This window comes from Rhizobium sp. PEPV16, from assembly GCF_008919455.1.
In the GTDB taxonomy this organism is placed as follows: Bacteria; Pseudomonadota; Alphaproteobacteria; order Rhizobiales; family Rhizobiaceae; genus Rhizobium; species Rhizobium leguminosarum_Q.
This window is the reverse complement of the sequence record NZ_VSZV01000300.1, coordinates 1-13,492: the sequence shown is the minus strand read 5'-3', so window position 1 is coordinate 13,492 and position 13,492 is coordinate 1. Positions and strand designations below refer to the sequence as shown.

General features: G+C 63.1%; 10 protein-coding genes and 1 pseudogene. 2 read left to right on the top strand and 9 right to left on the bottom strand.

The annotated features are described in order from the left end of the window. The first annotated feature begins 56 nt into the window (after nucleotides 1-56). Together FY112_RS15380 and FY112_RS37795 are read left to right on the top strand one after the other, a co-directional pair. Complete coding sequence (locus FY112_RS15380) at nucleotides 57-1,280, top strand: cytochrome b/b6 domain-containing protein (protein ID WP_151518768.1); 1,224 nt, start codon at nucleotides 57-59, stop codon at nucleotides 1,278-1,280. A 67-nt stretch (nucleotides 1,281-1,347) separates the two neighbouring features. Continuing rightward, nucleotides 1,348-1,586, top strand: a pseudogene (locus FY112_RS37795) (aldehyde dehydrogenase family protein); the annotation flags it as partial. 127 nt (nucleotides 1,587-1,713) lie between these two features. On the opposite strand, the gene FY112_RS15370 reads toward FY112_RS37795, so the two are convergent. The 9 genes from FY112_RS15370 to FY112_RS15330 form a co-directional block, all read right to left on the bottom strand. Then, entirely contained in the window at nucleotides 1,714-2,364 is a 651-nt protein-coding gene (locus tag FY112_RS15370; RefSeq protein ID WP_094086367.1) for a glutathione S-transferase family protein, read from the bottom strand. 100 nt (nucleotides 2,365-2,464) lie between these two features. Then, the gene (locus tag FY112_RS15365) at nucleotides 2,465-5,422 is read right to left on the bottom strand and encodes a bifunctional [glutamine synthetase] adenylyltransferase/[glutamine synthetase]-adenylyl-L-tyrosine phosphorylase (RefSeq protein WP_151518767.1); all 2,958 of its coding nucleotides are present in this window, start codon (nucleotides 5,420-5,422) and stop codon (nucleotides 2,465-2,467) included. Between the two features lie 195 nt (nucleotides 5,423-5,617). Next, on the bottom strand, nucleotides 5,618-7,030 hold the full coding sequence (locus FY112_RS15360) for a HAMP domain-containing sensor histidine kinase (RefSeq protein ID WP_094086369.1): 1,413 nt from the start codon (nucleotides 7,028-7,030) through the stop codon (nucleotides 5,618-5,620). After that, on the bottom strand, nucleotides 7,027-7,773 hold the full coding sequence (locus tag FY112_RS15355) for a response regulator transcription factor (protein WP_017959693.1): 747 nt from the start codon (nucleotides 7,771-7,773) through the stop codon (nucleotides 7,027-7,029). The genes FY112_RS15360 and FY112_RS15355 overlap by 4 nt, the downstream gene beginning before the upstream one ends. Before the next feature lie 75 nt (nucleotides 7,774-7,848). Further along, entirely contained in the window at nucleotides 7,849-9,435 is a 1,587-nt protein-coding gene (locus FY112_RS15350; RefSeq protein ID WP_094086370.1) for a Do family serine endopeptidase, read from the bottom strand. A 200-nt stretch (nucleotides 9,436-9,635) separates the two neighbouring features. Next, nucleotides 9,636-10,091: a cytochrome c-type biogenesis protein gene (locus tag FY112_RS15345; RefSeq protein ID WP_131621993.1), complete on the bottom strand. Its 456-nt coding sequence runs from the start codon at nucleotides 10,089-10,091 to the stop codon at nucleotides 9,636-9,638. Continuing rightward, nucleotides 10,088-12,076 carry a heme lyase CcmF/NrfE family subunit gene (locus tag FY112_RS15340; protein WP_151518766.1) on the bottom strand — a complete coding sequence of 663 codons (1,989 nt, stop codon included), beginning with the start codon at nucleotides 12,074-12,076 and terminating at the stop codon, nucleotides 10,088-10,090. The genes FY112_RS15345 and FY112_RS15340 overlap by 4 nt, the downstream gene beginning before the upstream one ends. Further along, entirely contained in the window at nucleotides 12,073-12,585 is a 513-nt protein-coding gene (gene ccmE, locus FY112_RS15335; protein ID WP_131621998.1) for a cytochrome c maturation protein CcmE, read from the bottom strand. The genes FY112_RS15340 and ccmE overlap by 4 nt, the downstream gene beginning before the upstream one ends. Continuing rightward, nucleotides 12,582-13,492, bottom strand: a 911-nt coding sequence (locus FY112_RS15330; protein WP_151518765.1) for a tetratricopeptide repeat protein, incomplete at its 5' end; no start/stop codon positions are given. The genes FY112_RS15330 and ccmE, both read right to left, overlap by 4 nt.

Sequence of the window (13,492 nt, the reverse complement as noted above, 5' to 3'; positions counted from 1 at the left end):
ATCGTCGGGTTGCGCCGGCTCCTTTGCGTTCCCATTGAGACGACTGGAAGTCACCCATGTCAGCTACACATTCGGTCCGGGCCTACAGTATGGGTGCAATGATTCTGCACTGGCTCATCGCTGCGCTCATCCTGACCCAGCTTGCCATGGGTTTTCTGATGAGCCGCGTGGAGAGCGTTCCAGATACGCTGCGTTTTGCGATGTTCCAGTGGCACAAGACGTTCGGCATCGCGGTCCTAACCTTGACGATCGCCCGCATCGCCTGGCGCCTGTTCCACACGCCGCCCGCGCATGCGCCGATGAGACGGGCGGAACAGGTCGCGGCCGGCATCGTCCATGCACTGTTCTATGCGCTGATGCTGGTCGTGCCTTTGACCGGCTGGCTGCTGGTGTCGGCGTCCTCTACAGGCATTCCCACCCTTCTGTTTCTCTCCGATACCCTGGTCTGGCCACATCTGCCCATTCCGGTCTGGATGCGCGCAACGGTTGAGGCAGCGTCCGAGAATGCGCATGTCATTCTGGCCTATGGTTTCGGGTTGCTTCTGGTTCTGCATGTGGCCGGGGCGCTCAAGCATTCGGTGATCGACCGGATGCCCTCCTTTTCGCGAATGATACCTGTCGGCTGGCTGCGCCGGATGCCCTCCTCCGCAATCGGCGTGCTGGTCTCCGTCGTTCTGGCACTGTGCTTTATCGGCGGCGGATTGTTGATCTCCAGAACGGGCGGCGCTGCATCCGTCAATGCCGCGGACCTTGGATCGACTGAAGCATCGCCATCCGGCTGGGTGATCGATAAAACGAAGTCTGCACTGACCTACACGATCAATTTTTCCGGAACGCCGACTGCCGGCACGATCGGAAAATGGGACGCATTCATCGAATTCGATCCGGACAATCTTGGCGCCGCCAAGGCGCGGATTGCCATAGATGCCGCCTCCATCGATTTCGATAATTCATTCGTCAGGCCGAATATCGGCGGCGACGACGGCCTGCAGACGGCCACCCATCCGCTGGTGGAGGTTGTGCTCGACCATTTCGAAACGGCGGACGAGGCCTATTTCGGCAAGGGCAATGCCCTTGTCCGCGGTGTGACGGTGCCCGTGTCGGTCCCGTTTACGATGCAGCGCGACGGGGCGGGACGGGCCATCGTTGCCGGCACGGCGGAACTGGATCGTCTGGCCCTTGGACTTGGCGTGCAGAATGACGGAAAGGGTGAATGGCTCGACAAGGTCATCCGCGTAACCTTCAAGCTCGAAGCGACGCCGTCCGGGCCGACGAGCTAAGCCGGAAAGTCGTTGGCGCCCCCGGATTCCTTGAAGAAAGAACAACCTGTAATCTCGATCTAGGGTAGATGAAGCTGTCATCCTCGCCAATGATATCGAGTACGGGTTGTCTGCAGCCGTCTTTGGTCGTGATGTTGCACGAGCGTGCAGGTTGCGGGCCGCATCGATACAGGTATCCGCCACATGAACGATCCCACCGTACATGACGAGGCACAAATGCCCCTTGGTGGTGTAAAGCCGGCCGGAATTGGGCACGTTGGCGGAAAAGCGGGTATCGCCGAATTCACGGATTTGCGCTGGATCACCAGTGCATCCCGAAGAACAGCCGCGGCAAGGTCTGGAAGTTTACACAGAGACCTTGCCGCTCCATTTTATTTAGCAAGCGGTCTCAGAGTAATCGGCGATCCAGGGTCACGACCAGAGCCGACCTTCGTCAGCCGTCCGATGCGGCGGTGAAAACCGCCAATTGAGCCGCGAAAGCACGCTTGTATGCCGGCCGAGCTTCGGCCCGGGCGACATAGGCGGAGAGGTTCGGATATTCCTCCAGTATGCCTGATCCTTTCAACCTGAGAAGCACCGTCACCATCAGCAAGTCGCCGGCGCTGAACGCACCATCGAGCCAGTCGGCGTCGCCAAGGCGACGGGAAAGATCGCCCAGCCGTTTCCGGATGCTGGCCTCGAGGGAAGAAAGGCGCTGGTCGTACCAAGGCTTGTCGCGTTCGAGGATCGTGACGAGAGCGCGGTCGAAGATCGGTGGTTCCACCGTGTTGAGCGCGGCAAACATCCATGTGAGCGCGCGTGCCCTGGCATTCGCATCGTCCGGCAGCAGGCCCGCATGGCGCTCGCCGATATGGAAGACGATGGCGCCGGACTCGAATAAAGCGAGATCGCCTTCCTCATAGGTCGGGATCTGCCCGAAAGGTTGAAGCGCCAGATGCGCGGGTTCTCTCATCGTCTTGAAAGAAACAAGACGAACGTCATAAGGCTGGCCCACTTCTTCGAGCGCCCAGCGAACGCGCATGTCACGCGCCAGCCCCCTGCCGCGATCGGGCGACCGTTCAAAGGCGGTGATGGTAATCGTCATTGGTGTTCTCCATCGCTAATCCGCCTTGAAGACGACTGGCTGAACGCGATTCCGACAGGCTATATCGAGATATCCCGCGGTCGTTCGATCTGATTTGAGATCATGCCTTCACGGCATCCAGGAATATTTTCCGAACCGCTTTCGAAAGCCGCTTTACCTCTCCTTCCAGCGTCCTGATGTCAGGGCAGTCACCGGCGCGGCAGACGAGTTCGACGAGACCCGCTGGCGCGTCCTCCGGATCGAACAGGCCATCGATGGACAGGCGGATCAGCTGCGAAAGGTTGGTATAAAGGGCAAAGGCCTCGAGGCATGTGTCGAGATCAGCCGTTGCCATCAGTCGGTCGCCCAGCACCTTCAGAGCCTCGCCGGTGCTCATGCCATTGACGGCAATACCGACGCCCTTGGTTGGCGCGATCAGCGCGAGATACTGGGCGATGAATTCGAGATCGATGACGCCGCCGGGAATGAGCTTCAGGTCCCACGGGCCGGAGGACGGCTTTTCCTTGTCGATCAGTTCGCGCATTTCGGCGACATCATGCGCCACTTTGGCGATGTCGCGATCGGCCGACAGCACCTCGCGCACGATAAGTTCCGCCTCGGCGATCAGGCTCTCATTGCCGCAAATCAGCCGGGCGCGGCTGAGCGCCATATGTTCCCAGGTCCATGCCTCTTCGCGCTGATACTTGCCGAAGGCATTGATGCGGGTGGCGACCGGCCCCTTGTTGCCGGATGGGCGCAGCCGCATGTCGACCTCATAGAGCACGCCTTCGGCGGTCGGCGCCGACAAGGCGGCCATCAGTCTCTGGGTGATGCGGGTGAAGTAACGCGTCGCATCGAGCGGCTTCGGCCCGTCGGATTCGGAAGCCGCATCGTCATAATCATAGAGCAGGATCAGATCGACGTCGGAACCGGCCGTCAGCTCGAAGCTGCCGAGCTTGCCCATGCCGGCGACCGCGATGCGCCCGCCAGGATAGTCGCCGTGTGCTGCCCGCATCTCGCCCACCACGGCATCAAGTGCCGCCGCAATGACAAGGTCGGCGAGATGGGTAAAGGCGCGTGCGGCCATCACGCCGTTGATCGCGCCTGTGAGCAGGCGGATGCCGATCAGGAAGCGCTGCTCGGCGGCGAAGATGCGCAGCCGGTCGAGCACCTCTTCATAGTGGCGCGCCTGGGCAAGCGAGCCCTTCAGCCGTTCGCCGAGATAGTCGCGCGTCGGCAGCTCGGCCATCAGGCCGGGATCGAGCATGCCGTCGAAGACATGCGGCTTGGCGGCGATCACCTCGGCAAGCCGGGGTGCCGAGGACATGATGTTGACGATCAGCGACAACAGCGCCGGGTTGCTGCCGAGCAGCGAGAACAGCTGGATGCCGGAGGGAAGGCCGGAGATGAAGCTGTCGAAGCGCAGCAGCGCCTCGTCGGCACGTTTGCTTTCGCCGAAGACCCGCAAGAGCTGCGGCGCCAGTTCCGTCAGCCTTTCACGCGCCTCGACCGATTGCGTCGCGCGGTAGCGGCCGTAGTGCCAGGTGCGGATGATGCGGGAAATATCGGACGGTCTGGTAAAACCGAGCCTCTTCAACGTCTCCAGCGTATCCGGGTCGTCGCCCTGACCGGTGAAGACGAGATTTCCGGTGTCGGTGGAAAGCCTGCTCTCCTGCTCGAAGAGGTGGGCATAACGCCGCTCGACCGTCTTCAGCATGCCGACCAGCCGTTCGGAGAAGCTCGGCGTGTCGGAAAAGCCCATCATGAAGGCGATGCGCTTCAGGTCGGCATCCGTCTCCGGCAGCAGGTGGGTCTGCTCGTCGCGCACCATCTGGATGCGATGCTCGACATCGCGCAGGAACCAATAGGCCTCCGTCAGTTCGTCGCGGGTCTCCGCGTCGATCCATTTCGCCTTGGTGAGTTCACCGAGCGTCTCCTCCGTCGCCCTGCCACGCAATGCCGGCATGCGGCCGCCGGCGATCAGCTGCTGCGTCTGGACGAAGAATTCGATCTCGCGAATGCCGCCGCGGCCGAGCTTGACGTTGTGGCCCTTGACCGCGATGGCGCCGTGGCCCTTATGCGCATGGATCTGCCGCTTGATCGAATGGATATCGGCAATCGCCGCGTAATCGAGATATTTGCGGAAGACGAAAGGGGCGAGCCCGCGCAGGAAATCGCCGCCAGCCTTGAGGTCGCCGGCAACGGCGCGCGCCTTGATGAAAGCCGCCCGTTCCCAGTTCTGGCCCCTGCCCTCGTAATAGATCATCGCCGCATCGACCGGGATCGCCAGCGGCGTCGAACCGGGATCGGGTCGCAATCTGAGATCGGTGCGGAAGACGTAGCCATCGGCTGTCCGCTCCTGCAGGATGCGCACCAGCCGGCGCATCATCCTCGGGAAGACCTCGATCGCATCATCCGGGTCGGGCACGATGCCCGCCTGTTCGTCGAAGAAGACGACGAGGTCGATATCGGAGGAATAGTTGAGTTCGCTTGCGCCGAGTTTGCCCATGCCGAGCACGATCAGCCCGGACCCTTCGCTCGGCGCCGCCAGATCCCGCAGCCTGAGCTTTCCACCCTCATGCGCCGAAAGCAGCAGATGGTCGATCGCGGCGGCAACCGACGCTTCGGCAAGCTGGCTCAGCCACGCCGTCGTCGCCCGGCCGTCGAAGATGCGCGCAAGATCGGCGAGTGCGACGAGGAAGGCCACCTTGCGCTTGATGATGCGCAGCCTGCTCATCACTACGGATTCGGCAGGTGCAGCCCCCTCCTCGTCTGGCCGCCAGCAGCGCCGCGCCTCGGCGACCAGCGCCTCGATCTGCGGCTCCAGCGGCTGGGTGACGGCGCCGGCGAGGATGGCGGGATCGAGATTGACGATTTCGCGCAGATAAGGCGAAAGCGTCAGCACGGCCGCAATGAAGTCGCGAAGCGGGCCTTCGGTCTTCAGCATCGCAGCCACCGACGGCTCGCTCCTGCCGGCCTCCTGAAGGTCGGCCAGCGCCAGCTTCAACTCCGTCTGGTTCAGCGGACGCAGCAGCCCTTCGGCCACATCCTTCAGGCCATGCGTCGATTTCGTCAGCATGCGCTCTCCCTGCTTTACAGCGCCGCGCGTCTTTTCGAGAGCCGCAAAGGATGCTGTAACACTTTGAATTGCTGCGCCGAAGGAAACCGACCACGCAGAATTGCGGGAACGCCTCCTTCGACCGGCATTAAACTAGGGTCTTGGCGGCAAACCGCCAATATACGATTCAACCGATCGTATTTCGGCTGAAAAAGCTCAGGCAGCCTTGGCGGGGAAGATCATGCTGACGGTCAATCCGCGCTTTTCGGGTTTGTCGGGATCGGTGTCGGAGAGCTCCAACCGGCCGTTGTGCAGCTCCATCACCGCTTCGACCAGCGAAAGCCCTAGCCCCGTGCCGGGCTTCGAACGGCTTTCATCGAGGCGGACGAAGCGCTTCACCACGTCGTCGCGCCTGTCGGCCGGAACGCCCGGTCCATGGTCGGCCACCGAAAGGCAGATGCCATCCGGGCGGCGGGAAAGCTTCAGCGATACCTTGCCCGCCCCTTCCGTATCGGAGGAATATTTGATGGCATTGTCGAGCAGATTGAAGATTGCCTGGCCGATCAGCTCTCGATTGCCCTGCACCTCGACATCCGGCTCGATGCTGGAGCTGAGGCCGAGCCCGGCCTCCTCCGCCGCCGGCTCGTAAAGCTCGGCGCTGTCGGCGACGATGGCCGAAAGCTCCACCGGCGACATCTCGGCGGCGACCGACCCGGCCTCGACGCGGGAGATCATCAACAGCGCGTTGAAGGTGCGGATCAACTGGTCCGATTCGGAAATGATGCCTTCCAGCGCCGTGCGCCGCGCCTCTCCATCGGCGATATCCAGCGCATCGACCGCCTTGTTGCGCAGCCGCGTCAGCGGCGTCTTCAGATCGTGGGCGATGTTGTCGGAGACCTGCCGCAGTCCCTCGTTCAGCTTCTCGATGCGCTCCAGCATGGTATTCAGCGACATCGACAAGCGGTCGAATTCATCGCCGGATCCGCCCACCGGCAGGCGCTGCGACAGGTCGCCGGCCATGATCTTCTTGCTGGCATCCGACATGCGGTCGATGCGTTTCAGCGCGTTGCGGCCGATGCCGAACCAGATGATGATGGCGCCGAGCCCCATGATCGCCAAGGCCACCATCAGCGCCTGGCGCACCAGCAGACGGAAACGCTCGGGGTCGCCGAGGTCGCGGCCGATCAGGATTCTGAGGCCATTGTCGAGCACGAAAATATTGGCGATTGCCTTGTGGCGGCGCTCGACACCCCCGCCGTCAGTATAGCGTTGGTAGCCGAAGGGCGCGGAGGTCCAGCCGATCTCCTCGAAGACACCCGGCTGCACCGAGGCGACGTTGCCGGCGAGAATATCGCCGGAGGGACCGGCGATGATGTAGAGGTTGGCTCCAGGCTGGCGTGCACGCCGCTCCATCGTGCGCAGGAGAAGGTTCATGCCACCGGTGTCATAGGCGCGCTGCACCTGCTCCACCTCCTGCCTGACGGCGTCGCGGATCTGGCCCGTCAGCAGCCGCTCCGACATCGCCGTCACATAGAAGACGAGCGTCGCGGCGCAGATGGCGAAAAGGAGAATGTAGAGTGCCGAAAGGCGGACTGCTGTGGACTTGAAGAGGACCCTGAAACGGCTCATCCCTCATCCTTGATCATGTACCCCGCGCCGCGAATGGTCTTCAGGAGCGGCTGGTTGTAGTCCTTTTCAATCTTCGAGCGCAGGCGCGAGACATGAACGTCGATGACGTTGGTCTGCGGGTCGAAGTGATAGTCCCAGACATTTTCGAGCAGCATGGTGCGGGTCACCACCTGGCCCGCATTCTTCATCAGATATTCCAGCAGGCGGAATTCGCGCGGCTGCAGCGGGATCTCCTTGCCGCCGCGGCGCACTTCGTGGGAGAGCCGGTCGAGTTCGAGATCGCCGACGCGATAGACGACGTCTTGATCCGGCGTGCCCTTGCGGCGGCCGAGCACCTCGACGCGCGCCAGCAACTCGCTGAAGGCATAGGGCTTCGGCAGGTAGTCGTCGCCGCCGGCGCGAAGACCGGTCACGCGGTCATCGACCTGGCCGAGCGCCGAGAGGATGAGGACCGGCGTATGGATGGCCTTGCGGCGCAACTCGCTGATGACGGAAAGCCCGTCCCGGCGCGGCAGCATGCGGTCGATGACGATGACGTCGTAGGTATTTTCCGACCCCATGAACAGGCCGCTCTCGCCGTCGCTGGCGTGATCGGCAACGATACCCGCCTCGCGAAAGGCTTTCGTGAGGTAGGCGGCAGCCTCGAGATCATCTTCGATGATGAGAATCTTCATGCGGCCGACATTACCCGCCGGCTGCGTTTCGGCAAGGCTCAAAGCATCTTCCTGCGGGGCGGCGCTCATCGTGATCATCCTTCAAAAGGCAGAAGAATCGAGCCGCGCGGAGCTACGTCTGCACGGCTCGTGTTGTCTTGAGGATCAGCCCTGGCCGTTGATCGGAAGCGCTACGAAACGGCTTCCTTCATTGGACTGTATCTGGAAGAGCGCGCGGGTGCGCCCGTCCTTCTTTGCCTGGTTCAGCACCTTGACGATATCGTCGGCGCTGGAGACCTCCTGGTTGTTGACCGAGGTGATCTTTTCGCCTTCCTTGATGCCCTTGTCAGCGGCGTCGGAGTTCGGATCGATGTCTGTTATCGCCAGGCCCTTGCCGTCGTCAGACGGGCCGACCGTCAGGCCGAGATCGGCAAGCGCCTTTTCGGAAGCCGGTGCCTCAGGCTGCTGCGGCTGATTGTTGTCATCGGCAGACGCATCCTTCTGGTCGATCGGCAGCGTGCCGAGTTCGACGGTGAGAGGCTGGGCCTTGCCGGCGCGCCAGACTGAAAGCTCGACCTTGCTGCCCGGCTGCATCGCGCCGATGCGGCGGCTGAGATCACGCGCATCCTTGATCGTCTCACCGTTCAGCGCGGTGACGACGTCGCCGGCCTTCATGCCGGCCTTGTCACCCGGCGATCCGGCCTGCGGGGCGACGACAAGGGCGCCGCTCGGCTCGGAGAGACCGATAGATTCGGCGATATCCTTGGTCACCGGCTGGATCTGCACACCCAGCCAGCCACGCGAGACTTGGCCGTCCTTCATCAGATCGGCAACGACGTCCCTGGCGGTCGAGGCGGGAATGGCGAAGGCGATGCCGACGCTGCCGCCCGACGGCGAGAAGATCGCGGTGTTGATGCCGACGACTTCGCCGCTGAGATTGAAGGTCGGACCGCCGGAGTTGCCGCGGTTCACGGCGGCATCCACCTGCAGGTAATCGTCATAAGGACCGGAGCCGATATCGCGGCCGCGAGCCGAGACGATGCCGGCTGTGACCGTGCCGCCGAGGCCGAAGGGGTTGCCGACGGCAACGACCCAGTCGCCGACGCGGACGTTGTTGTCGTCTGCCCAGTTGACGTAGGTGAACTTCTTGCCCTTGCCGTCGACCTTCAGCACGGCGAGGTCGGTGCGCGGATCCTTGCCGATCAGCTTGGCATCGAGCTCGGTGCCGTCATTCGTGACAGCGACGAAGGCCTGGCCATCAGAAACGACGTGGTTGTTGGTGACGATATAGCCGTCCTCGGAGATGAAGAAGCCGGAGCCCTGGGCGACGGGGCGGAGGCGACCCTTGCCGCCCGGACCACCATTCGGGCCGTTCTGGCCGAAGCGCCTGGAATGGCCCTGCTGATCATTCGGATCCTGGCCGAACTGCTTGAAGAACCGCTTCAGCGGATGATCATCGGGAAGGTCGTCGAAGCCGCGGCCGTTGAAATCGAAGGAGAAGCCGTCATTGTTGTTGTCGGAGACGGGATTGACGCGGTTTTCGACCCGGACGGAAACGACGGCCGGCGAAACGGCGTCGACGACATTGGCGAAGCTCGGAACGGCAGGCGCCTGAACCTTGACAGCTTCGGCATAAGACCGGGTGATTTCGAGCGGAACGCCGGTTGCGAGCACAGCGGCTGCGATACCGGCGACGGTAGAAGCCTTGAGCACAGTAGCGAGGGACGGACGTCCGTTGAAATTCTTGAGCATTGGAGCACCTTCTCTTGTTCTTAGATCTTCAGACCGGCGACGCCGGATCAGTCGATGACGAAAGATATAGGACGCCGCACCTTACTGCGAACTGTCCGGCCAATGAAAAGTTCGTAATGTTTGCAAGATTTGCTTTCGGCCAAACGTGCCGCCGGCCTCTGGCGGCCAGAAATGCCCGGCTGCCGGCTCAGCCTGGTCGATTATTTCTTCAGAAGCTCGCTCAGCTTCGCCTGCTCGTCTGCCGTCAGCTTGCTGCCGGTCGGCTTGCCGGCCCTCTTGCGCGCAAAGACCAACAATGACAGCCCGCCGGCAAGGACCAGCAGCACCGGCGCACCCCAGAGCAGCACCGTCTTCATGCTGACACGCGGCTTCAACAGCACGAACTCGCCGTAGCGCGAGACGATATAGTTCAGCACTGCCTCGTCGCTATCGCCATCGGAGATGCGCTCGCGCACCAGCAGGCGCAAGTCCTTGGCCAGATCGGCGTTGGAATCGTCGATCGACTGGTTCTGGCAGACCATGCAGCGCAGTTCCGCCGAAAGGGCGCGGGCGCGCGCTTCGAGCGCCGGATCGGCCAGCACCTCGTCCGGATTGACGGCAAAGGCGGGGGCTGCCATCAGCACCACAACGACAGCCAGGAGCAGACGCCGCATCATTCCGCCGGCTCCATTGCGGGAGCTGCCGGCTTCGCCTTGCGGCGCGGCGCGCCGACACGCAGGCGCCGGTCGCTGAGCGAGACGAGGCCTCCGAAGGCCATGAACACCGCTCCGCCCCAGATGCAGAGAATGAACGGCTTCCACCAGATGCGCACGACGATACCACCGTCCTTGGTGGCGTCACCCAGGGAAACATAGAGCTGGCTGAGCCCGAAGGTCAGGATGCCGGCCTCCGTCGTCGGCATCTGGCGGGCAGTGTAGAGGCGCTTGGCCGACCAGGTATCGGCAACTGCGACACCGGCGCGCCGGATGGTGAAGTGGCCGCGGTCCTCGGTATAGTTCGGCCCGGTCCCCGGCTGCATGCCGTCGAAATGCAGGCTGTAACCGCCGGCCTCGGTCACCTGCCCCGGCTTCATCTCGATGACGTGCTCCGTCTCAAACGTCGTAACCGCGACGATGCCGAGCACGGTGACGCCGAGCCCGGCATGGGCAAGTGCGGTGCCGAAGGCCGAGCGCGGTAGGCCGGAAAGCCGGCGCCAGGCAAGGCTTCCCGCGACCTTACCGATGCCGGCGCGGTACCAGAGATCGGCGATCGCACCGAAGATGAGGAACAGCCCGGCAGCGAGGCCGAGCACCGAAAGCACCGGCCCGCCATGTTCGATATAGAAGAAGGCCAGCGCGGCAAGGAAGGCCAGACCTGCGACGACATAGAGCCGCTGCAGGGCACCGAGCAGATCGCCGCGCTTCCAGGCAAGCATCGGCCCGAAGGGCACGATGACGATCAGCGGCGCCATCAGCAGGCCGAAGGTCAGGTTGAAGAAGGGCGCTCCAACGGAAATCTTGTCGCCGGTCAGCGTTTCCAACAGCAGCGGATAGAGCGTGCCCGTCAGCACCGTGCCGCAGGCGACCGTCAGGATCAGATTGTTGACGACAAGCGCGCCTTCGCGCGAGATCGGCGCAAACAGCCCGCCTGCCGACAGCTTCGGCGCGCGGAAGGCAAAGAGCGACAGCGCCCCACCGATGAAGATCAGCAGGATGCAGAGAATGAAGACGCCGCGGGAGGGGTCGCTGGCAAAGGCATGCACAGAGGTCAGCACGCCGGAGCGCACCAGGAAGGTGCCCATCAGTGACAGCGAGAAGGTGAGGATCGCGAGCAGTACCGTCCAGATCTTCAGCGCCTCGCGCTTTTCCATGACGAGCGCCGAATGCAGCAGTGCGGTGCCGGCGAGCCACGGCATGAAGGAGGCGTTTTCCACCGGGTCCCAGAACCACCAGCCGCCCCAGCCGAGCTCGTAATAGGCCCAGTAGGAGCCCATGGCGATGCCAAGCGTCAGAAAGGTCCAGGCCGCCAGCGTCCAGGGCCGCACCCAGCGTGCCCAGGCGGCGTCGATGCGCCCTTCCAGGAGGGCCGCGACGGCAAAGGAGAAGCAGACGGAGAAGCCGACATAACCGAGATAAAGCAGCGGCGGGTGGATCGCGAGGCCGACATCCTGAAGAACCGGATTGAGATCGCGGCCCTCGGCCGGCGCCGGATCGAGACGGAGGAAGGGATTGGAGGTCAAAAGAATGAACAGCGTGAAGGCGACCGAAATCCAGGCCTGCACGGCCAATACATTGGCCTTCAGCGTCTCCGGCAGATTGCGGCCGAAGACGGCGACCAGCGCGCTGAACAGCGTCAGGATCAACAGCCAGAGCATCATCGATCCCTCGTGATTGCCCCAGACGCCGGAATATTTATAGAGCAGCGGCACCAGTGAATGCGAATTCTCCCAGACGTTCTCGACCGAGAAATCCGAGACGACATGTGCATAGGTCAGCACGGCGAAGGAGAAGGTGACAAGCGCAAACATCGCCAGCGAACCGATCGTCGCCACATCCATCATCGCCCGGTCGTGACGACGGGCTCCGATCACCGGCACGATGGAAAGGATGAGCGCCGTGGCGAGCGCCAGCACCAGCGCGTAATGGCCGATCTCGATGATCATTGCGTCGCCTTCACTTCCTGCGCTTGGCTTTCCTTTCCTGGGCCTTGCTTCCCAGGACCTTCCTGGCCTTGGCCTTCCTTCCACAGCCCCTGGGCTTTGAGCCTGTCGGCCACGTCCTTCGGCATATAGGTCTCGTCATGCTTGGCAAGCACGGTGTCGGCGACGAAGACGTTCGTTCCAGCGGCAAACATGCCTTCGGTGACGACGCCCTGGCCCTCGCGGAAGAGATCGGGAAGGATGCCGGTATATTTGACCTTCACGGCATTGGTGCTGCCGTCGGTGACGGCAAATTCCACCGTCGAGCCGGTGCCGCGCACGACACTGCCCTCGCCGACCAGCCCGCCGAGGCGGATGCGGGTTTCCGGCGCCACCGGCGTCTTGGCGAGATCGGCCGGCATGTAGAAATAGGCGACCGACTGGCTGAAGGCGAACATGACCAGCAGCACGGCGGCGAGGATGAAGCCCATGCCGCCCGCAATCACCGCCAGGCGCTTCTGCTTGCGCGTCATTGCGTCGCTTCCTCCGTGGCTATGCCGAGTTCCCTGGCAAGCGCCAGCAATTGCCTGCCCTGTTCGCCGGGCGGCGGAAAGGCCGCAAGCCCGCGCTTCAGAGCACCGGCGGCACGATCCTTGTCGTTCAATACGGCGTAAGAGCGGACGAGCCGCATCCATCCATCGAAATTGTTCGGATCCTCGCTGAGCTTGGCGTCGAGGCTCTCGACCATGCCGCGGATCATTTGCTGCCGGTCGCCGGCGCTCATAGTCTCGGCCGCCGCCACATCCTGCTGCGTAGGATTACCGGGGGTCGCCGGATTGGCACCTGCCGGCGCGCCGCCGTTCGTGGCGATATGCTGGTTGACCAATGGCAGCCAGGGCGCATCGGCGGGCGATTGTTTAGCCAGTGCCTCGAAGGCCTTGCGCGCCTCATCGGGCCGTCCCGCCTGCTCCATGCTGAGGGCGATGTAAAAGCGGGCACGCGGATTGTCAGGTTCGAGCGTCAGCGACTGTTCCAGCACTTGCCGCGCCTCGTCGGTCACCACGCCGTCGGAGACCGCCATCAGCGTCTCGGCAAGGCCATCGAGCCGGACGGGGCTTGGGCCGAGAAGCCGGATGGCATTGCGATAAGCCACTTGCGCGTCGTTGACGCGCATCGTGCGGAAATAGATCGGCGCCAGCACGTCCCAGCCCTTGCCGTCATCGGGCTTCTCAGCCAGGTGCCGTTCCGCCTTGGCGATCAGCACCGCCACGTCGTTGCCAGGGTTTTCCAGCCGCGCTTCCAGCGGCTGCGAGGGCAGGTCCGGCCTGCCCGTCGTCAAATAAAGACAGAGCCCGAGAACCGGCAGGACCAGGAGGACGAAGGCCTCGGTGAAACGGTGATGGCGTGCGGGTTTCGGCGTCTCAGCCGGCTCGTCGGCAG

Coding starts and splice junctions, on each gene's coding strand:
- ccmE (WP_131621998.1), bottom strand. CDS start 12,585: ATGACGCGCAAGCAGAAGCGCCTGGCGGTGATTGCGGGCGGCATGGGC.
- FY112_RS15340 (WP_151518766.1), bottom strand. CDS start 12,076: ATGATCATCGAGATCGGCCATTACGCGCTGGTGCTGGCGCTCGCCACG.
- FY112_RS15355 (WP_017959693.1), bottom strand. CDS start 7,773: ATGAGCGCCGCCCCGCAGGAAGATGCTTTGAGCCTTGCCGAAACGCAG.
- FY112_RS15350 (WP_094086370.1), bottom strand. CDS start 9,435: ATGCTCAAGAATTTCAACGGACGTCCGTCCCTCGCTACTGTGCTCAAG.
- FY112_RS15365 (WP_151518767.1), bottom strand. CDS start 5,422: ATGCTGACGAAATCGACGCATGGCCTGAAGGATGTGGCCGAAGGGCTG.
- FY112_RS15345 (WP_131621993.1), bottom strand. CDS start 10,091: ATGATGCGGCGTCTGCTCCTGGCTGTCGTTGTGGTGCTGATGGCAGCC.
- FY112_RS15380 (WP_151518768.1), top strand. CDS start 57: ATGTCAGCTACACATTCGGTCCGGGCCTACAGTATGGGTGCAATGATT.
- FY112_RS15360 (WP_094086369.1), bottom strand. CDS start 7,030: ATGAGCCGTTTCAGGGTCCTCTTCAAGTCCACAGCAGTCCGCCTTTCG.
- FY112_RS15370 (WP_094086367.1), bottom strand. CDS start 2,364: ATGACGATTACCATCACCGCCTTTGAACGGTCGCCCGATCGCGGCAGG.